Source organism: Noviluteimonas lactosilytica (assembly GCF_020866925.1).
In the GTDB taxonomy this organism is placed as follows: Bacteria; Pseudomonadota; Gammaproteobacteria; order Xanthomonadales; family Xanthomonadaceae; genus Noviluteimonas; species Noviluteimonas lactosilytica.
Map to the genome: position 1 here is coordinate 151,272 of NZ_JAJGAK010000002.1, position 19,424 is coordinate 170,695.

General features: G+C 68.1%; 16 protein-coding genes. 8 read left to right on the top strand and 8 right to left on the bottom strand.

Annotated features, from left to right (window positions below):
• The first annotated feature begins 1 nt into the window (after position 1).
• The 4 genes from LK996_RS09935 to LK996_RS09950 are packed head-to-tail and all read left to right on the top strand — an operon-like array spanning position 2 to position 3,093.
• A complete protein-coding gene (locus tag LK996_RS09935; RefSeq protein ID WP_230527024.1) occupies positions 2-1,423 on the top strand; it encodes an aldehyde dehydrogenase in 1,422 nt (473 codons plus the stop codon).
• A gap of 10 nt (positions 1,424-1,433) precedes the next feature.
• Positions 1,434-2,099 carry a carbonate dehydratase gene (can, locus tag LK996_RS09940; protein WP_230527025.1) on the top strand — a complete coding sequence of 222 codons (666 nt, stop codon included), beginning with the start codon at positions 1,434-1,436 and terminating at the stop codon, positions 2,097-2,099.
• Entirely contained in the window at positions 2,096-2,560 is a 465-nt protein-coding gene (locus LK996_RS09945) for a RidA family protein (RefSeq protein WP_230527026.1), read from the top strand. The genes can and LK996_RS09945 overlap by 4 nt, the downstream gene beginning before the upstream one ends.
• 2 nt (positions 2,561-2,562) lie before the next feature.
• On the top strand, positions 2,563-3,093 hold the full coding sequence (locus LK996_RS09950; RefSeq protein ID WP_230527027.1) for a 3-hydroxyanthranilate 3,4-dioxygenase: 531 nt from the start codon (positions 2,563-2,565) through the stop codon (positions 3,091-3,093).
• A 217-nt stretch (positions 3,094-3,310) separates the two neighbouring features.
• Here LK996_RS09950 and LK996_RS09955 read toward each other — a convergent pair whose 3' ends face one another.
• The 4 genes from LK996_RS09955 to LK996_RS09970 all read right to left on the bottom strand — a co-directional run bounded on the left by LK996_RS09955 (position 3,311) and on the right by LK996_RS09970 (position 12,057).
• Entirely contained in the window at positions 3,311-4,201 is an 891-nt protein-coding gene (locus tag LK996_RS09955) for a hypothetical protein (protein WP_230527028.1), read from the bottom strand.
• Between the two features lie 56 nt (positions 4,202-4,257).
• Entirely contained in the window at positions 4,258-4,836 is a 579-nt protein-coding gene (locus LK996_RS09960) for a hypothetical protein (protein WP_230527029.1), read from the bottom strand.
• A gap of 15 nt (positions 4,837-4,851) precedes the next feature.
• Complete coding sequence (locus tag LK996_RS09965) at positions 4,852-8,337, bottom strand: cytochrome c peroxidase (RefSeq protein WP_230527030.1); 3,486 nt, start codon at positions 8,335-8,337, stop codon at positions 4,852-4,854.
• A gap of 243 nt (positions 8,338-8,580) precedes the next feature.
• The gene (locus LK996_RS09970) at positions 8,581-12,057 is read right to left on the bottom strand and encodes a cytochrome c peroxidase (RefSeq protein WP_230527031.1); all 3,477 of its coding nucleotides are present in this window, start codon (positions 12,055-12,057) and stop codon (positions 8,581-8,583) included.
• A 189-nt stretch (positions 12,058-12,246) separates the two neighbouring features.
• Here LK996_RS09970 and LK996_RS09975 point away from each other — a divergent pair, with 189 nt between their 5' ends.
• Entirely contained in the window at positions 12,247-12,474 is a 228-nt protein-coding gene (locus LK996_RS09975) for an HAD family hydrolase (protein ID WP_230527032.1), read from the top strand.
• Positions 12,475-12,514: 40 nt separating this feature from the next.
• Here the strand turns inward: LK996_RS09975 and LK996_RS16690 are convergent, their stop codons facing one another.
• From LK996_RS16690 to LK996_RS09990, 3 genes are all read right to left on the bottom strand, one after another.
• The gene (locus LK996_RS16690) at positions 12,515-15,118 is read right to left on the bottom strand and encodes a winged helix-turn-helix domain-containing protein (protein WP_230527033.1); all 2,604 of its coding nucleotides are present in this window, start codon (positions 15,116-15,118) and stop codon (positions 12,515-12,517) included.
• A 279-nt stretch (positions 15,119-15,397) separates the two neighbouring features.
• Positions 15,398-15,808 (bottom strand): type II toxin-antitoxin system VapC family toxin, encoded by a 411-nt coding sequence (locus LK996_RS09985; protein ID WP_230527034.1) that lies wholly within the window; start codon positions 15,806-15,808, stop codon positions 15,398-15,400.
• Entirely contained in the window at positions 15,805-16,053 is a 249-nt protein-coding gene (locus tag LK996_RS09990) for a FitA-like ribbon-helix-helix domain-containing protein (protein ID WP_230527035.1), read from the bottom strand. The genes LK996_RS09985 and LK996_RS09990 overlap by 4 nt, the downstream gene beginning before the upstream one ends.
• Before the next feature lie 104 nt (positions 16,054-16,157).
• Between LK996_RS09990 and LK996_RS09995 the strand changes: the two genes are divergently transcribed.
• From LK996_RS09995 to kynU, 3 genes are all read left to right on the top strand, one after another.
• A complete protein-coding gene (locus tag LK996_RS09995) occupies positions 16,158-16,502 on the top strand; it encodes a hypothetical protein (RefSeq protein ID WP_230527036.1) in 345 nt (114 codons plus the stop codon).
• Positions 16,503-16,671: 169 nt separating this feature from the next.
• Positions 16,672-17,688, top strand: a complete 1,017-nt coding sequence (locus LK996_RS10000) for an amidohydrolase family protein (RefSeq protein WP_230527037.1) — start codon at positions 16,672-16,674, stop codon at positions 17,686-17,688.
• Positions 17,689-17,701: 13 nt separating this feature from the next.
• Positions 17,702-18,997: a kynureninase gene (gene kynU, locus LK996_RS10005; RefSeq protein WP_230527038.1), complete on the top strand. Its 1,296-nt coding sequence runs from the start codon at positions 17,702-17,704 to the stop codon at positions 18,995-18,997.
• Positions 18,998-19,005: 8 nt separating this feature from the next.
• Here kynU and LK996_RS10010 read toward each other — a convergent pair whose 3' ends face one another.
• Positions 19,006-19,410, bottom strand: a complete 405-nt coding sequence (locus LK996_RS10010; RefSeq protein WP_230527039.1) for a hypothetical protein — start codon at positions 19,408-19,410, stop codon at positions 19,006-19,008.
• Positions 19,411-19,424: the final 14 nt, after the last annotated feature.

The following is a 19,424-nucleotide window of genomic DNA, read 5'->3' on the forward strand; positions in this document are numbered from 1 at the left end:
CATGCAGCTGACGCACTGGATCGATGGCGAAGCACGCGCAGCGGCCAGCGGCCGCTGGCTCGATGTCTTCGACCCCGCGACTGCGCAACCCTATGCACAGGTCGCCGCCGGCGACGCACGCGATGTCGAGGCCGCGCTCGCCGCGGCGCAGCGCGCATTCCCCGCGTGGTCGTCGCTGCCCAACAGCGAGCGCTCGCGGTGGATGGAGCGCCTCGCCGATGCGCTCGAAGCGCGGCTCGAAGACTTCGCGCATGCCGAATCGCGCGACGGCGGCAAGCCCATTCGCCTCGCGCGCGACGTCGAGATCCCGCGCGCGGTGAGCAACCTGCGCTTCTTCGCGCACGCCGCGACGCAGTTCTCCAGCGAATCGCACCACGGCCAGGCCGGCCTCAACTACACGTTGCGGCAGCCGCTCGGCATCGTCGGCACGATCTCGCCCTGGAACCTGCCGCTGTACTTGTTCACGTGGAAGATCGCGCCCGCGCTCGCGGCCGGCAACACGGTGGTCGCCAAGCCGTCGGAGATCACGCCGCATACCGCAACGATGCTCGCCGAGCTCGCCGCGGACATCGGATTCCCGAAAGGCGTGCTCAACATCGTGCACGGCCTGGGTCCCGACGTCGGCGAACCGCTCGTCGTCGATGCGCGCACCAAGGCGATCTCCTTCACCGGCAGCACCGCGGTGGGCAAGCGCATCGCCTCGCTCGCGGCGCCGCTGTTGAAGAAGACCTCGCTGGAACTCGGCGGCAAGAACCCGACGCTGATCTTCGCCGACAGCGAGTGGGAACGGCACCTCGACACGATCGTGCGCTCCGCGTTCCAGAACAGCGGCCAGATCTGCCTGTGCGGATCGCGCCTGCTGATCGAACGGCGCATCTACGCCGAATTCCGCGACGCCTTCGTCGAACGCGCGCTCGCGCTGCGCATCGGCGATCCGATCGACGAGGACAACGACCTCGGTCCGCTCGTGTCGCAGGCGCACTTCGACAAGGTGGTCGGCGCGATCGCGCGTGCGCGCGCCGAAGGCGGCCAGGTGCGCTGCGGCGGCGTCGCATTGAAGCGTCCGGGCTGGTTCGTCGCACCGACGGTGATCGACGGTCTCGGCCCCGACTGCGCGACCAACCACGACGAAATCTTCGGACCGGTCGCGACGCTGCAGCACTTCGAGAACGACGAGGATGCGATCGCCCGCGCGAACACGGGCGACTACGGCCTCGCCGCGTCGGTCTGGACGCGCGACCTCAATCGCGCACATCGCGTCGCCTCGCAACTGCGCACCGGCATGGTGTGGATCAACACGTGGCTGATGCGCGACCTGCGCACGCCGTTCGGCGGCATGGGCCAATCCGGCCTCGGCCGCGAGGGCGGACTGGAAGCGATGCGATTCTTTACCGAAGCCCGCAACGTCGGGATTGCGCTTTGACGGAGATGCCATGAGCCGCAAACTCGACGATCTGCTGCGCAACAACCGCGAGTGGGCCGAACAGGTCCGCCGCGACGACCCGACCTTCTTCAAGCGCCTGTCGAGCCAGCAGTCGCCGAAGTACCTGTGGATCGGCTGCTCCGACTCGCGCGTGCCGGCGAACCAGATCATGCGGCTCGACCCGGGCGAAGTCTTCGTCCACCGCAACATCGCGAACGTGGTCGTGCACGCGGACCTCAACTGCCTGTCGGTCATCCAGTTCGCGGTCGACCTGCTGAAGGTCGAACACATCCTGGTCACCGGTCACTACGGCTGCAGCGGCGTGCACGCGAGCATGACCGGCGCGCGCGTCGGCCTCGCCGACAACTGGCTGCGCCACGTCGGCGACGTGGCGATGAAGCACGCGGCGCTGCTGGAGGAAGTCGAACTCGAATCGATGCGCCATGCGCGTCTTTGCGAACTCAACGTGATCGAGCAGGTCACCAACGTGTGCCAGACGACGATCGTGCAGGACGCGTGGGCGCGCGGCCAGACGCTCACCGTGCATGGCTGGTGTTATTCGCTGCTCGACGGGCGCGTCAACGATCTCGAACTCGGCGTCGCGGGGCCGGAGGAACTCCAGCCCGCGTACGACGCCGCCCTCGCCCGCATCCGAAATTCGAAGGCCCGCGCATGAGCGACGCGAACCAGAACGGCTTGATCGAGAACCGCGTGATCCAGGCGTCCACGGCGCCGAAGCCGGTCGGCGTGTATCCGCACGCGCGCCGCGTCGGCGACCTGCTGTTCCTGTCGGGCATCGGCCCGCGCGATCCGGCGACCAACGACATCGCCGGCAACGAGTATTTCGCCGACGGCCGCGTGCGCAAGTACGACATCGCCGCGCAGACGCGCGCGGTGTTCGCCAACGTGCGCGCGGTCCTCGAAGCCAGCGGCGCGCGGTGGGAAGACCTCGTCGACGTCACCGTGTACCTCACCGACATGGGGCGCGACTTCAAGGCGTACAACGCCGTGTGGGCCGAACACTTCGCCGACCCGTCGACCGCCCCGTGCCGCACCACGCTTGGCATCACCGCGCTGCCGACGCCGATCGCGATCGAGCTCAAGTGCGTCGCGAGCCTGCGCCGACCGGAGGATTGACCATGCTGCCCGCACCGCTCGACCTGCAGGCCTGGATCGAGGAACACCGCCACCTGCTCAAGCCGCCGGTCGGCAACAAGGTCGTGTTCTCCGGCGACTTCATCGTGATGATCGTCGGCGGCCCGAACCAGCGCACCGACTATCACTGGGACGAAGGCGCCGAGTGGTTCTACCAGCTCGAAGGCGAGATGGTCCTGCGCATCCAGGAGGATGGCGCCGTGCGCGACATCCCGATCCGCGCCGGCCAGACCTTCCTGCTGCCGCCGCGCGTGCCGCACTCGCCGCAGCGCATGCCCGACTCGGTCGGCATCGTCATCGAACGCAAGCGCCTGGACCACGAGCTCGACGGCCTGCTGTGGTACTGCGAGCAGTGCAACACGAAGCTGTACGAAGAATTCTTCAAGCTCGTCGACATCGAAAACGACTTTCCTGTCGTCTTCGATCGCTTCTACTCGTCGGCCGAGCACCGCACGTGCAAGCAGTGCGGGCATCTGAATCCTGCGCCTGCCAAGTACGTGATGCCTGATACCTGACGACTGTCGGGCAACGTAGCTTCGGAAGGGCGGAGGGACATGCACACGCATATTCCCCTCCGCCGGTCCTGGCGCGCGCCATCCATGGCCAGCCAAGGCCCGTGCGCACGGCCATCCATGGCCGTGCTCGGAGGGGAATATGCGTGTGCATGCCCCTCCTCACTGACGTTTCGTTGCCCCCACTTCATCGGGTGACAAGCAACAGCGCAGTGCTTGATCAGACTTCCGCGGTCGCCAGGTCCGGGCCGGCGTCTGCTGCGCAGACATCGCGCCAGAAGAAGTACGCGAGCGCGAAGCTGACCACGTAGACCGCCATCGCGAAGGCGAAGTACAGCGGCACGATCACGGCGAAGGCCACGTACTCGTGGACGAAGCTGGCGATGGCGCCCAGCACGATCAGCACGAGTCCGAACAGCAGGACCAGCACGATGCCGCCGACGGTGATCGCGAGGGCGAGGATCAGCATCGGCACCAGGTTCTTGAACGCGCCGGTGACGCCATCCACGAGCGCCTCGCCGACGCCGCGGCGGCCGATCGCGATCTGGCCGAAGCCGATCGCCCAGATGCCCGACACCGGGAGCATCAACGCGAACATCGTGCCGACCATGCGCCACATGCCCGCTTGCACGACTTCCGGCTCGAGCTGCGGCGCCGCGATCGCGCCGTCGGTGAATCGGCTCAGGAAGAAATCGCCGATGCCCGTCGCCGCGGTGAGTATCGCCACCGCGATCACCACGACATACAGGACCATCATGACCAGCCCGAACACGATGCTCGGCATCGCAACACCGTTGCGGTAGGCCGCGAAGACGTCGCGCGCCCGCACGGGCTGGCCACGTTCGATCGCATCGACCACCTGCAGGAAACCGGCGAGAACGGGCGACAACGCGAGTCCGGCGATGAACGCGATCACCATCGCGCCGACGAACGCCATCATGTCGCCCGGCATGCCGAGCTGGATCGGCATCGTGATCAGCGAAGGAATCATCGACACGAGGAACAACAGCAACGCCGCGAGCAGCAACGTGCCCGGCTTGCGCGCACCTACGTTCACCGCGTTGCGCAGCCAGCCGAATCCGGCCAGCGGCGAAGTCATGCGAGTCGCCATGCAACCCTCCCCAGGGTCTTGGTTGATCGAGCCCGATCGAATCGAGCGACCCGAGTCTACTGCACGGGCGGCGACTGCACGAAGGCGACTTCCATCGCGTCGGGATGACGCGTCGCGCGCACCTGCAGGACCTTGCGCTGGCCGCCCGCGCTCGCGACCAGCTGCGCTTCGCCGGGCTCGCGCACGACGATGGTCACCTGCCCCGGTTCGTCGCGGCTGATCGCGATCATTTTCGGATCGCTCGTGGACCAGTCGCCGCTGAGGTCGATGGTCGTGCCGTCGTCGCCGACCTTCTGCAGTTTCGCGTAGGTCGTGTATTGCTTGCCCGGCTGCGCGAACGCGAACGTCGCCGGCGAGACCCAGCGTTCGCCGAGGTAGTGGCCGGAGGTGATGTCGCGATCGAGCTTGAAGGCGACGACGATCTTTTCGCGCGCGGGCGTGGCCGCGGTCGCGCTCCCCGACGGCGAGGCCGTCGCGCGATCGCCCGGCGCCGCGCGATCCGCCCCTGCATCGCGCGTGGCCGCGGGCGGCGACGCCAGCGATGGCGGCACGTCCTTCGTCCGGATCGCATTCGCCAGTCCGAGCGCGACGACCAGCAGGCCGATCCCGACGACCACTTTCCCCAACGTGCGCATGTTCCCTGCCCTCGTCTACTGGTCGAAGTGGTCGTTGTTGGTGCCCGCGATCACCGTGCGCGAGACGTTGAGGAACGCCGGCAGTCGCGCCGCGTGACCTGCCGCGCCGACCGCGGTGAGGCGGCGGAAGCAGATCGTCGTACCGCAGCTGCTGGTCGCGGTGCTCTGCGCCAGCATACTCGCGCGGCCGGTGGTGTTGTCCGGCGCGCGGCCGTCGTTCGGGATGAAGAGCTCGGGCCGGTCGAACGGCGCCTGTTCGCGCGCGACGCGTTCGTCGGTGAGCGCGAGCAGGAACACCGTGAGCGCGACGCGGTCCGCCGGACCCAGCACCGTCTGGATTTCGTGGTCGAGGTCGACCACGTTGAAGTCGCGATTCGCGCCGCTGGTCAGCGGGAAATCGCCGCCGTGCGCGTAGAAGTTCACGACCTGGCGCAGCGTCAGCTTGCCGCCGTTGTGGAAGTACGGCCCCGTCAGTTCCGCGTTGCGCAGGCTCGGCACCTTCGCGCCGCCCATGCCGCCGATGCGATTGACGTTCGGGAACGTCCCCATCAACGCCCCCTGCGCCGCGTTGGTCTGCATGTTGAGCGTCGCTTCCGGATTGAACGGACCCAGCACGTCGAGGAAGCCCTCCTGGATCGGCACGTTGATGACGGTGTTCGCACCGATGTCGATCTCGTCGTACACCGGGTGCGAGGTCCCGAGCACGAACGGCGGCACCCAGCGCGCCAGGGTCGTCGGCAACAACGGACGCCGCACGATCGGCGCGAAGCCCGGATTGATGTTCTGGTCCTGTGCCGTGCGCGCGTACAGGCCGCCGGTGGTGCAGCGCGGCGAACACGATGCCTCTGCGTTCGGATCGAACGTCGGCAACGCGGTGCCGGCCACGTAGTTGCGGCCGCCGAGGTTCTTCAGCTGCATCGCGACGTGCGACAGCGGCCAGCCGAATCCGTCCCGACCGCCGCGCAACGCGTCTTCCCCGACCGGACGCACGCCGATGTTGTACATGCCGGTGTCGAAGAACGCCGCGCCCTGCGGACGCGCTCGCCCGTCGGCGTCGAGGTCGAAGCGCGGGTTGATGAAGTCGCGCCGGATCGCGCTCGATGCGTTGCGGTTGACCAGATCCTCGAGCATGAAGCCGGTCACCGTGCGCGGCATGCCGAGTCCCTTGCGCGCGAGCTTGGTGCCGGGCGTCGAGAACTCTCGCACGAAATCCTGCATCGTCAGGCGACTCACCATCTGCCAGTTGTTGGTGCTGAGCAGCCCGCCGCCGTGGCAGTTCGCGCAACGCGCCGCGCGGAAGTTCGCGTTGCGTCCGCTGAGGTTGGTGCCGTAGAACAGGTCGAGGCCCAGCAGCCGGTCGGTCGTGCTCACCGCGCGATTGAATCCTTCCACCTGCGTCAGGCACGGCTGCGTGTTCCCGTTCGCCGTGCACAGCGGGATCAGCTGGTTGAACCCGCGCACCGCCTGCGGATTGCGATCGAGGAAGCGATCGAGCGGCGAGTCGTCGGAGATGAGGATGTCGATGTAGGCCTGCATCCCCAGGCCCGCGAACAACGGGAAGTTCGCCTCCATCTGGGTGAACTGCAGGCGGTCGGTCGGCGACGCCGTGTTCGCCGCGATCGTCAGCACGAACCCATCGAACGGATCGCAGCCCGTCGGCGACAGGATGCCGTTGTTGGCGCTCGTGCAGTTGCGCACCGCACCGTTGAGGTGCGCCGCGGTGTTCTGCCACAGCGTCGGGAAGTAAGCCTGCTGGATCAGTTCGCGATACGTCATGCACAGGCCGGGCCGCCCCGCGGCCACCGGACGACCGAGCGCACGGCACTGGCTGCCGCCCTGGTTGGAGAACGGCCCGAGCGCGCTGTCGCTCGTCGACACCAATTGATTCGCCAATGGCGTGACATTGGGCCGCGCCGCGCTGCCGTCGCCCTGCAACAGCTTCTTCGCGATCTTGTGCCAGTTGCGCCCGCGGAAGGACATCTCGAAGTCCGACAGCGCAGGCCCGATGATCTGCGAGGCGATGCTGGAGAAACGGATCAGCTGCCGCGTCCCCTGCAACGTGCCGCCGGAATCGACGAACACGTGCGCCTGCGGATCGGTCGCGCCGAACACGCTGCCGCCGTTGAAGTCGTGGCTCGCGCGGCCGTCCCAGAAGTTGTCGTAGTAGAACGCCGAATTGATCATCGTCGGCGTGTTGCGGGGCTCCACGCGACGCAGGTTGCGATAGATCGGGATCTCGTCCGTCACCGCCGCGCCGATGTCGGGCAGCAGCACGCGCACGCCGTTGTTCAGCGCCGCGAACGCAGTCGTGCCGGGCACGGGGATGTCGGTGAACCTGCGCAGGCGCACGCCCATCGAACCGACCACGTCGTTGCTGTCGCGCGAGACGTTCGTCGGATTGAGCAGCGGCTCACCGGGGATCGCCTGGTTGACCAGGCGATGGGTCGGGAAGTCGCTCGCGACGATGTCCTGGTTGACGTTCTGGTCGGCCGTCGTCGGCGGCGTCGTGAGATGTCGATTGCGGAACAGGCTCAGCTGCGTGTCGCCGCCGAGGTGGTTCGGGTTGAGAGAGTTGCGCACGCGCGTGTCGGTGCCCGCCGAGAAATGGCACGACGCGCAGGCCTGCACGCCATCGCTGCCGAGCTGCATGTCCCAGAACAGCGCCTTGCCGAGCGCGATCGCCGACTGCTGGTTGCGGATGTAGTTGTTCGGATTCGACGCGGTGAGCGCGGACGCGCGCCCGGATAGCGCGGCAGTCGAATTGACGAGGTAGTTCTGGCCGATGCTCGGTTTGCGCAAACTCGTGGGCAGGCCGCGCGCGTTGCCGTTGGTCAGGCGCGTGGGATCGATCAGGCGGCCGGTGTTGCCGGTGCAGGCCGCGCGCGTCTCGGTGAAGTTGGCGAGCGCATCGTTGCCGCACACCGCGGCCGCGGAATAGCCCGTGGGTTCTCCCGGGTCGCCGCCGTCGTTGCGCAGCGGACTGTTGTAATCGATGACCGGTCGAGCACCGTTGGGAATGCGCGAAGCCCCCGACGACACGGGTCCGCGGCTGGCGAAACTCGCAAGGCCGGGGAACGCAGGATCGAGCAGGCGCGACTGCTCGCCCGTCGCCGGGTTGTAGTTCAGCGGATGCACGACGAGCCGCGGCAGCAGCGCGTCGTTGCACGGCGGCAGCCCGGTCGACGCATCGTAGGTGCATCCCGCGGGCAGGAACGAACGCCTGCGCTGCACGGTCGCGCAACGCGCCGCATAACCCTGCGCATTGCCGAGCATGGCCTGCCCCGACGGACAGGCGCCGACGGCGTTCGGCGTGTCGAGCAAACGTTCGATCTCGTTCCAGGTCGGCATCTGCTTGAGCGACTGGAAGGGGATCGCGGGGCGCATCACGAAGTCCGCGGGAATCCCCGTGCTCGGCGCGACCAACGTATCCCCCGCGGCTGCAAGCAACGCCCCCGCCCCGCACATCAGGCAAAACGCCAACGCGTTCCGTCGGGTGTCCATGCCGTGCTCCTTGCGCGCGCCAGCGCGATGCTCGCAGGCGCGGCGACGGCATTCACGGGATCACGATGAAACCCAATGCGCGGGGCGCGTGCGGCGTCTTGTTCGGCGCGTACTGCTTCTACCGAGTGCGAACGGGGCGACTCGTTCCCTGCGGACACGGCGGACGACCGGCGGCGCATGCCTCACGCATGCGCCGCCTGAATGCGAAAAGCACGGAGCGAACGCGTCGCTCCGGTTGCGGTGCTACTGGTCGAAGTGGTCGTTGTTCGCGCCGGCGGTGACCACGCGTGCGACGTTGAGGAACGCGGGCAGGCGTGCGGCGTTGCCTTCCGCACCGATCGGCACGAGGCGCCGGTAACAGATCGCGGCGCCGCACGTGCTCGTGGTCGTCGTCCGCAACACCAGGTTGTCGCGGCCCAGCGTGTTGTCGGGCGCGCGGCCGTCGACGGCGATGAACAATTCCGGCCGGTCGAACGGCGCCTGTTCGCGCGCCACCCGCTCGTCGGTGAGCGCGAGCAGGAACGCGGTCAGCGCGATGCGGTCGGCGGACACGAGCGCGGCCTGCGGCGCACTGTCGAGTTCGACGATGTGGGCGTCGCGGTGCGCGGCGTTGGTGATCGGGAAGTCGCTGCCGTGCGAGTAGAAGTTGACGACCTGGCGCAGCGTGAGCTTCCCGCCGTTGTGGAAGTACGGCCCGGTCAGCTCGGCGTTGCGCAGGCCCGGCACCTTCGCGCCGCCCGTGCCGCCCATGCGGTTGACGTTGGGGAACGTGCCCATCAATGGGCCGTTCGCCGCGTTGGTCTGCTGGTTGAGGTCGGCCTGCGGATTGAACGGGCCCAGCACGTCGAGGAAGCCATCCTGCATCGGCACGTCGAGCGTGGTGTTGGGGCCGACGTCGGTTTCGTCGACGACCGGATGCGCATTGCCGATCACGAGCGGCGGGATCCACCGCGCGAGCGTCGTCGGCAGCAACGGATTGACGATCGTCGAACCGAACCCGGGGTTGATGTTCTGGTCCTGCGCGGTGCGCGCGTACAACCCGCCGGTCGTGCAACGCGGCGTGCAGTCGCTCTGCGCCTCCGGATCGAAGGTCGGCAACGCGGTGCCGGGCACGAAGTTGATGCCGCCGAGGTTCTTCAGCTGCAGCGCGGTCGCCGACAACGGCCAGCCCCACGCATCGTTGCCGCCGCGCAGCGCGTCTTCCGACGTCGGGCGCACCGCGATGTTGTACATGCCGGTGTCGAAGATCGCCGAGCCGGTCGGACGCGTCGTCGTGAAATCCTGCTGGATGAAATCGCGGCGGATCGCGCCTGCCGCGTTGCGGTTGACCATGTCCTCGAGCAGGAAGCCAGTCGCCAGGCGCGGCATGCCGAGTCCCTTGCGCGCGAGCTTGGTGCCCGGCGTCGAGAACTCGCGCACGAAGTCCGGCACCACGAGGCGCGACGTCTGCTGCCAGCTGTTGCTGCTGAGCAGGCCGCCACTGTGGCAGTTGCCGCAACGCGCGGTCCGGAAGTTGTTGTTGCGACCCGTGAGGTTGGTGCCGAAGAACAGGTCCATGCCCAGCAACCGGTCGGGCGTGCCCGCGGGCGGCGTCGCACGCTGGAACCCTTCGACCTGGGTGAGGCACGGCTGCACGTTGCCGTTCGTCGTGCACAGCACCAGCGTCTGGCTGAACCCGCGGAACGCCTGCGGATTGCGGTCGAGGAAGCGATCGAGCGGCGTGTCGTCGGAGATCAGGATCTCGACGTAGGCCTGCATGGCCAGGCCCGCGAACAAGGTGAAGTTCGCTTCCATCTGGGTGAACTGCAGGCGGTTGGTCGGCGACGCCGCGCCCGCGGCGATGGTCAGCACGAATCCGTCGAACGGGTCGCACCCCGCCGGCGAGACCACACCATTCACCGCGCTCGTGCAGCGCCGGATCGCGCCGTTGAGGCGCTGCGTGGTGTTCGACCACAGCGCGGGGTCGTAGGCCTGCTGGATCATCTCGCGATACGTCAGGCACAGGCCGGGCCGGCCCACGGCGACGGTGCGATTCAGCGCGACGCACTGGCTGCCGCCCTGGCTGGAGAACGGACCGAGCACGCTGTCGTTCACCGACACGAGCTGGTTCGCGAGCGGCACGACGTTGGGCAGCGTCGCGCTCCCGTCGCCCTGCAGCATGCGCTTGGCGATCTTCGGCCAGCTGCGGCCGCGGAACGACATTTCGAAGTCCGACAACGGCGGACCGACGATCTGCGAGGCGATGCTGGAGAAACGGATCATCTGTCGCGTCGCGACAAGGTTGCTGCCGGAGACGACGAACACGTGCGCCTGCGGATCGCTCGCACCGAACACGCTGCCGCCGTTGAAGTCGTGGCTCGCGCGGCCGTCCCAGAACTGGTCGTAGTTGAACGCCGCGTTGACCATCGTCGGCGTGTTGCGCGGTTCGACGCGACGCCGGCCGCGATAGATCGGGATCTCGTCGGTCACGCCGGACCCGATGTCCGGCAACAACACGCGGATGCCGCCGACTTCGGGCGCGAAGGCCGCCGTGCCGGGGATGCGGATGTCGGAGAAGCCGCGCAACCGGATGCCCATCGAACCGATGACATCGTTCGTCTCGCGGATGACGTTGGTCGGGTTGAGCAGCGGTTCGCCGGGCCGGGATTGGTCGGTCAGGCGGTGCGTCGGGAAATCGCTCGCGAGGATGTCGCGGTTGACGTCCTGGTCCGCCGCGGTCGGCGGCGTCGCGAGATGGCGATTGCGGAACAACTCGAGCGCGGTGTCGCCGCCGAGGTGGTTCGGATTGAGCGAATTGCGCCGGCGCGTGTCGGCGCCCGCGGAGAAATGGCACGACGCACAGGCCTGCACACTGTCGCTGCCCAGCTGCATGTCCCAGAACAATGCCTTGCCCAGGACCTGCGCCATCGCGCGGTCGCGAATGTAATCGTTCGGATTCGACGGCACCAGCGCCGCCTGGTTGCCGTTGAGCGCGGCGACCGAATTGACCAGGAAGTTGCCGCCGACCGTGGGCTTGCGCAGCGAATCGACGAGCCCGCGCGGATTGCCGTTGCCCAGGCGCGTCGGATCGATCAACCGTCCCGTGTTGTTGTCGCACGTGGCGCGCGATTCGGTGAAGTTCGCGAGCGCGTCGTTGCCGCACACCGACGCCGCCGAATACCCCGCGGGTTCGCCCGGATCGCCACCGTCGTCGACGAGCGGACTGTTGTAGTCGATCACGGGGCGCGCGCCGTCGGGAATGCGCGATGCACCCGACGACACGGGCCCGCGGCTCGCGAAACTCGGCACGCCCGGGAACGCGGGATCGAGCAGGCGCGATTGTTCGCCCGTCATCGGGTTGTAGGTGAGCGGATGCACGATCAGGCGCGGCAACAACGCGTCGTCGCAAGGCGGCAACCCGGTCGACGGATCGTACGTGCAGCCCGCCGGCAGGAACGATCGCCGACGCGCGACCGTCGCACAGCGCGCGGCATACCCCTGCGCGTTACCGCTGATGCCGCTCTCCGTGCACGCGCCGATCGCGGTCGGCGAATCGAGTAGGCGTTCGACTTCGTTCCAGGTCGGTACTTGCTTCAACGACTGGAACGGCATGCTCGGACGAACGACGAAGTCCGCCACGAGGTTGGTGCTCGGCGCGACCAGCGTGTCGCCCGCCGCCGCCAACAGCACGCCCACGCCGCACATCATCGAGAATGCGACCACGCCACGCCGGGTTTCCATTGCTTCGCTCCTGCGCGCGGAAGCAGCCGACGCGCTGCCGCCAATTGGAATTCATAGGCGCCTGATGTTCACGCTGAATGGCGGGTGACACCCGCTTTCGTGAACCGTTAATCTGCGCGTGAATGCGCTACGACCTCATCATCTTCGACTTCGACGGCACGCTCGCCGATTCGTTTCCGTTCTTCGTCGATGCGGAGAACGCGCTCGCGCGCAAACATCGTTCCGCACGCATCGGCGTTGCAGCGGCTGTACGACGACGGTGCGCGGCTCGCGCTGGTCACCTCCAACGGCACCGACAACTGCCGCCGCATCCTCGGCGAAGACGTGATGGCACGCTTCGCGCATGTCGAATGCGGGGCGTCGATCTTGGGGCAGAAACAGGGGTCAGAGCACCATTTCGACGAAATGGTGCTCTGACCCCTGTTTCTGCTGACCCCTGTTTCTGCCGCCGGCGTCGTCAGGTCACGAGGCCCAGCATCCGCGCGCGCTCGACCGCGTGCCTGCGGGAACCAGCGGACAACTTCACGAACAGGTTCTTCAGGTGCCACTTCACCGTTTCGCCGCTGACGTCGAGCGCGCGGGCGATCGCCTTGTTCGGCAGCCCCTTGCCGAGCAGGTCGAGCACTTCGGCTTCCTTCGACGTGAGCAACGCGGCGCGGGCGTGGCGATCGCGCGACTTCGGTTGCGCGGGCGGCGGCGGCGTGTCGAGCGCTTCTTCCAGCAGGCGCGCGGCGAGCGGATGCGTGTCGGCGGCCAGGCGCGCGTTGCCGGCAAGCGCGGCGAGGTCGTGCGCTTCGCGCAGCAGCGTCATCGCCTTCGGGTCGCCGCGACGCGAAGCGACGATGCCGCGCAATACCTTCACGCGTTGCACGTCGTTGCCGCGCTGGAGGGTTTCGGCGAGCAGGTCGGCGTCGGCGAGGTGGAGTTCCGCGGCGTCGAGGCGCTCGTGCATGAGCGCGGCGCGTGCGCGCGCGAACGCGACGGCGAGGCGATATTCGGATCGCAGCGGTTGCATGTCGGGTTCGTCGAACGCGGGGTCGAGGTGGTCGAGCGCGTCCAGCGTGCGCGCGACCGTTTCCTTGCGGCCGCTCATCGCATGCACGCGCACCTGGTGCGCGAGCGCGATCGCCTGCAGGCGCGGCGCGCCCCGACGCGCCCCCAGGCTCTCGAGCGTGTGCAGGGCCGCGAGCGCGCCCGCTTCGTCGCCCGCTTCCAATGCGATGTTCGCCAGCGTGCGATAGGCGCAGACCAGGTTGTCCGGGAAGCCGTGGCGTTCGATCACGTCCAGGCGATCGGCGAGCAGCGCCTGCGCCTGCGCGGCGTCGCCGCGTTCGTAACGCGCCGCGGCGACGACGGACGCATACAGGCACGCGATCATGCCGCGCCGGCCATCGCGTTCGGCGTGCAGCAGCGCTGGCAGCACCGCGGCTTCCGCGCGCACGGGATGGCCTTCCCACAGGTGGCTCAGCGCGCCGAGCATGCGACCGAGCGCCGCCGCCAGGCGCAACGTGCCGGCGTCGCCATGGGGTTGCTGCGCAGCGACGTACGCGCGCACTTGCCCGCCGTCGCCCGTGTGCAGCGCGCTCAGCGCCCGTGTGTTCAGTCCCGCGAGGGTCGACAGCGGACCGCCGCCGGCGTCGTGCGACATGGGCCATCGATCGACCAACGCGGGCAGCAGCCCGAGGCGATCGCCGAACGCGGCCGACCCGGCCGCGATGCGCAATGCATGCGCGCGCGCCGGCGCCGTCGCTTCGCGATCGGCCAGCACGTCCTGCGCGAACGCCAGCGCTTCGCCGTTGCGATCGCTGAACGCGAGCACCGCGGCCGCGACCAGGCGCAGGTCGGTGTCGCCGGCGACCATCGCGTGCGGCAGGCGTTCGAGCCATTCGCGCGCCTCGGCGAGTTTGCCGATCGTGCTCAATGCCCACAGCGAGCGTGCGGCGTAGGTTTGCGCGAGCGCGTCGTCGCCGGCGGCGAACGCATGCGTCGCCGCCTCGTGCCAGCGTTCGCACTCGGCGTACCACGACGAGGCGCGCGTGTGCAGCGCCGAGCGTTCGCGCGGCGGGAGTTTCTCGAACTTGCCGAGGAGGAAGTCGCGCGCGAGCGGATGCAGGCGAATCCATTGCGTACCCTCGCCCGCGGCGAGGATCGGGGTTTCGCGCGCGAGGCGGTCGAGCATGTCCTGCGGCTGGCGACAACCGGTGACCGACTGGAACAAGCGCGCGTCGAAGTGTTCGAGGATCGAGGCGCGCACCAGGCACGCGGAGGTCTCGGGCGGCAGGCGCGCGAACAACGACGTGACGAAGTACTCCTGCATCGCCCCGTGCCGCGCGGACAGGTGCTGCACGGCGCGGGCGGGATCGGGTTCGCTTTCGATCGCGCTGATCGCCAGTTGCAGGCCGATGGCCCAGCCGTCGGCGATGCCGTGCACACGCGCGCGTTCGTCGAGCGTGAGGCGATCGCCGAGGCGCGCATCGAGGATCGCGAGCGATTCTTCCAGGCGCAGGCGCAGGTCTTCGGTCTTCAGCGCGAACGACTGGTCTTTCGCCGCGAGTTCGGACAACAGCAGCGGCAGCGCGACGCGCGTGCCGATCGCGACGTGCAGGTTCGCCGGCGCGTTGAGCAGCAGGTACTGCAGCGGCCCGCGCACGGTGTCCTCGGGCAGGCGTTCGGCTTCGTCGATCACCACGCCCACGTCGACGCCGAGGGCCGCGATGGCGGCGAGCAGCGTCGTGAGTTCGGCGATGGTGTCGCGCCGCGGTGCATGCTGGTCGTTCGCTTCACCGAGCACGCCGCCCAGGCGCAACGCGTGCTGCAACGCGAGGGTGAACCGCGCGGGGCGGTCGTCCTCGCCCGCCGTGAGCCATGCCACGCGCGTGCCGGCGTCGTGCCACCAGCGCCGCCATTGCAGCAGCAGCGTGGTCTTGCCGAAGCCCGCGGGCGCGACGACGGTCAGCGCCGTGCGGTCGTGGCGATGCCGGAACGCGTCGTGCAGGTGCGCGCGCTCGAGCGCCGCGCGCGGCATCCGCGGCGGGGTGGCCTTGAGCACGAATTCAGACACGTTCACGTCCCAAACGACGGGGACGGTGGGCGACTCCGGTCACGACGATGGCAGGCGCGGTAAAGCGACAACGGTCGCGCGACGCGCGCGTGCCCGCACCCCCCACCGCGGGGGGGAGCCAGGGCCGCGTGCGCGCGGCATGGTCGGCGGCGAACCCCGGACGGCCAGGGGTTGGGGGACCACTGGCCGTCATTTGGCCGCCGTCGCGAGCGGGAGGCCCCTGGCCCGCATCGGTCCTGAAACGATGCGGGCCAATTTTTTTCGGTTGCGCGATTCAGTTCAGCGCCACGGATCCACGAGATCGATGCCGAGGTCCGCGAAATCCTTCGTGTTGCGCGTGGCGAGCGCAGCGCCCGCCGCCATGCACGTGGCCGCGATCATCGCGTCCGCCATCGACACCGTGCGGCCGCGCAGTTCCTGCGAAGCCGCGATCGTCGCGTAATCGACGGCGGCCGCGTCGTCGAAAGGCAAAATGACCAGGTCTTCGTCGAACGTGGCCGCGATGGCGGCTTCCAGTTGCGAGCGCTTGCGCGAGGCCGGCAGTCGCGCGATTCCGTAGAGCAGTTCGGCGACGGTCACCGCGGTCACCACGAGCGTGTCGCTCGCTTGCGCGTCGACCCAACGCAGGACGCGCGGGTCGGGCGTCGCACGCATCAATTCCGAAACGACGTTGGTGTCGAGCGCGATCATGCGCCGAAGCGTGGCGCACGCGGGCGTTCGCGTCGCGCGGGTGTTTCGAGTTCGACGCCGCCCAGCTTCGCGAATCGCGCATGGATGCGTTGACCGAGACCGCCGCGACTGGCTTGGGGTGTCGTCAGCGCACGCCTCAGGATGGCGCGGGCTTCTTCTTCCATCGAATGCCCGTTCGCCGCCGCCGAGAGGCGCAAGCGCGTTTTCACGTCATCGGGGAGGTTGCGGATGGTGAGCGTCGTCATGGCGGCCTCCGGCAAGCATTGCTAGCGATGACAGCAATGCTAGCAGACCGGCTGACCGATGCGCGGCCCCGATTCCGTCACAGGATCGAAAGGCAGGAACACCCATGGGCACCGTCCACTACCTCAAGCCCCACCACGCATCACCCACGGCCCAGCACGCGGCCCCCGTCATCGTCACGGCGCATGGATTCACGCTCGGCAATGCGTTCGTCGCCTGGCAGGCGGTGGCCGAAATTCGCGCGTGGAAGTGCGATCGGGCGAAGGCCGAAGAGGCGTTCATCGGGTTCTTCGTCGGCGACGGCTGCATCGCGGTGAGCGAAGCGTGCATCGGGTTCGTCGATCTCGAAGCAGCGATGACGGCCGCGTTCCCGGGCACGGTGCGCTGGCGCAGCGCGGTGATGCTGCCCGTGTGCGAACGCAACGAGACGGTCCTCTATCGACGTTGTTGAAGCCGGCGTTGTCGAAGCCGGCATCGCGGCCGTGGGCGCGCCGGGGATGTCGCGCGTCCGGTAATCTGTGCGGCGGACACGCGAGGCGCACCGCGGGATCGAAAGCTGGATGCCGATCCACGCGAGAAAGCGCTCGCAAACGCATGATTTGAAGAGATTAATCGCCGCAATGCTGAAGATCGACACCCACGCCCACTTCCTGCCGCGCGACTGGCCGGACCTCGCCGCCAAGTACGGCGACAACCGGTTCCCCGTGATCCACCACGGCGACGACGGGCGGCACCGCATCTACAAGGACGGCAAGTTCTTCCGCGAGATCTGGCCGAAGACCTGGGATCCGAAGATCCGCCTCGACGATTACGCGCGCTTCGGCGTGCAGGTGCAGGTGATCAGCACGGTGCCGGTGATGTTCAGTTACTGGGCGAAGCCGCACCATGCGCTCGAACTGCACCAGGCGCTCAACGACCACACCGCCGAAGCGTGCCGCGCCTATCCGAAGCATTACGCGGGCATCGGCACGGTGCCGCTGCAGTCGCCGTCGCTCGCCGTGCGCGAACTCGAACGCTGCATGGACCAACTCGACCTGCAAGGTGTGCAGATCGGTTCGCACGTCAACGACTGGAACCTCGACGCGCCGGAACTGTTCGAGTTCTTCGAGGCGGCGAGCGAACTCGGCGCGGCGATCCTCGTGCATCCGTGGGACATGATGGGCAGCGAATCGATGCCGAAGTACTGGCTGCCGTGGCTGGTCGGCATGCCGGCCGAGCAATCGCGCGCGGCGTGTTGCCTGGTCTTCGGCGGCGTTCTCGAACGCTTGCCGAACCTGCGCATCTGCCTGGCGCACGGCGGCGGCAGCTTCCCGTATACGATCGGCCGCATCGAACACGGCTTCAACATGCGCCCCGACCTCGTCGCCACCGACAACTTCCGCAACCCGCGCGAATACATGTCGCGACTGTTCTTCGACTCGTGGGTCGCCGATCCGCGCGCGCTGCGTTACCTGATCGACACCTGCGGCGCCGACCGCATCATGCTCGGCACCGACTATCCCTTCCCGTTGGGCGAACAGGAACCGGGCGCCGGCATTGCCGCGCTCGACCTGGACGACGCCCAGCAGGCCCGCCTCTACCACGGCACCGCGCTGGAATGGCTGGGGCTGCACGCCTCGCGCTTCAACAACGCCTGACGCACTCGCACCGATGACCGATCACTCGAACCTTTTCGACGCTGACCGCGCCCGCGCGCTCGACGCCGCCGATCCGCTGCGCGACTTCCGCAACGAATTCCACATCCCCGTGCACGCGGGTGCGCCGCAGGCGTATTTCTGCGGCAACTCGCTCGGCCTGCAGCCGAAGGGCGCGCGCGCGATGGTCACGGAAGTACTCGACAAGTGGGCGAACGAAGCGGTCGAAGGCCACTTCCTCGAACCCGCGCCGTGGATGCCGTATCACGCACTCGTGCGCGATGCGCTCGCCGAAGTCGTCGGTGCGCAGTCGTCGGAAGTCGTCGCGATGAATTCGCTGACGGCCAACCTGCACCTGATGCTGGTGAGTTTCTATCGGCCGACGCGCGAGCGCCCCGCGATCCTGATGGAGGCCGGCGCGTTTCCGTCCGACCGGCATGCGCTCGAATCGCAGGTGCGCTTCCACGGTTTCGATCCTGCGACCGACCTGATCGAACTGCAGCCCGACGAACCCGACGGCACGATCTCGATGGCCGCGATCGAACGCGCGATCGCCGAACACGGCCCGCGCCTCGCTGCCATCGTCTGGCCCGGCGTGCAGTACCGCACCGGGCAGGCGTTCGACCTGGAGGAAATCGCGCGCCTCGGCCACGCCGCCGGCGCGATCGTCGGCTTCGATCTCGCGCACGCGGTGGGCAACCTGCCCGTGCAGCTGCACGATGCCGACGCAGACTTCGCGGTCTGGTGCCACTACAAGTACATGAACTCGGGCCCGGGCGCCGTCGCCGGTTGCTTCGTGCACGAACGCCACGCGAACACCGCGCGTCCGCGTTTCGCGGGTTGGTGGGGCCACGATCAATCGACGCGCTTCAAGATGGGCGGCCATTTCCATCCGACGCCGGGCGCCGACGGCTGGCAGCTGAGCAACCCGCCGATCCTCGGCCTCGCGCCGCTGCGCGCATCGCTCGACGTGTTCCATCGCGCGGGCATGGATCGCCTGCGTGCGCGTTCGCTCGAACTCACCGCGTATCTCGAAGCGCTGATCCGCGCGAAGCTCTCCGACACGCTGCAGATCGTCACGCCGCGCGAAGCCGGGCGTCGCGGCGCGCAGCTGTCGATCCGCGTGCTGCAGGGCCGCGGCTTGTCGGGCCGCGCCGCCGGTCGCGATCTCTTCGAGTTCCTCGCAACGCGCGGGGTGCTCGGCGACTGGCGCGAACCCAACGTCATCCGCATCTCCCCCGCCCCGCTCTACAACACGCGCGAGGACATCCTGCGGTTTGCGAACGAAGTCGATCGCTGGCGCGCGGGTTGAACTCGCCCTTAGTGGTCGTTGCGGACGAAGAACCGCGGCAAACCGGGCAGGTGCACTTCGTTCTCGTAGTCCAGGTCCTGTCCGGTGCCGTCTTCGCGCACGATGCACCACGACTCGCCGCACTCCCCGCTGCGATGCTCGAACGAGAGCACATGCAGGCATTCACCGCCCGCTCCTCCGAGCGGTTGCATGGCCGCAAGGCCGAAAGCCAGGGCCTGGTCGGAGATGGACTTGAACATGTCGACCAGCGCCTGGGCGCTGTAGGTCCGCTCGTCCGTGCCGATGCTCGACAACGAACCATCGGCCAGGAGGCAGATCCCGAACGGGGTGAAATCCCGGCGCTCGATCTTGATCCGGGTGAAGTAGATCAAGGCGCGAATGACTTCTTCGCATTGGGCAAGGGATTCACGCATGACCGTCTCCACTG

Coding starts and splice junctions, on each gene's coding strand:
- kynU (WP_230527038.1), top strand. CDS start 17,702: ATGACCGATCACTCGAACCTTTTCGACGCTGACCGCGCCCGCGCGCTC.
- LK996_RS09950 (WP_230527027.1), top strand. CDS start 2,563: ATGCTGCCCGCACCGCTCGACCTGCAGGCCTGGATCGAGGAACACCGC.
- LK996_RS09960 (WP_230527029.1), bottom strand. CDS start 4,836: ATGCGCACGTTGGGGAAAGTGGTCGTCGGGATCGGCCTGCTGGTCGTC.
- LK996_RS09975 (WP_230527032.1), top strand. CDS start 12,247: ATGCGGAGAACGCGCTCGCGCGCAAACATCGTTCCGCACGCATCGGCG.
- LK996_RS09970 (WP_230527031.1), bottom strand. CDS start 12,057: ATGGAAACCCGGCGTGGCGTGGTCGCATTCTCGATGATGTGCGGCGTG.
- LK996_RS09945 (WP_230527026.1), top strand. CDS start 2,096: ATGAGCGACGCGAACCAGAACGGCTTGATCGAGAACCGCGTGATCCAG.
- can (WP_230527025.1), top strand. CDS start 1,434: ATGAGCCGCAAACTCGACGATCTGCTGCGCAACAACCGCGAGTGGGCC.
- LK996_RS09955 (WP_230527028.1), bottom strand. CDS start 4,201: ATGGCGACTCGCATGACTTCGCCGCTGGCCGGATTCGGCTGGCTGCGC.
- LK996_RS10010 (WP_230527039.1), bottom strand. CDS start 19,410: ATGCGTGAATCCCTTGCCCAATGCGAAGAAGTCATTCGCGCCTTGATC.
- LK996_RS09995 (WP_230527036.1), top strand. CDS start 16,158: ATGGGCACCGTCCACTACCTCAAGCCCCACCACGCATCACCCACGGCC.
- LK996_RS09985 (WP_230527034.1), bottom strand. CDS start 15,808: ATGATCGCGCTCGACACCAACGTCGTTTCGGAATTGATGCGTGCGACG.
- LK996_RS09990 (WP_230527035.1), bottom strand. CDS start 16,053: ATGACGACGCTCACCATCCGCAACCTCCCCGATGACGTGAAAACGCGC.
- LK996_RS09935 (WP_230527024.1), top strand. CDS start 2: ATGCAGCTGACGCACTGGATCGATGGCGAAGCACGCGCAGCGGCCAGC.
- LK996_RS09965 (WP_230527030.1), bottom strand. CDS start 8,337: ATGGACACCCGACGGAACGCGTTGGCGTTTTGCCTGATGTGCGGGGCG.
- LK996_RS10000 (WP_230527037.1), top strand. CDS start 16,672: ATGCTGAAGATCGACACCCACGCCCACTTCCTGCCGCGCGACTGGCCG.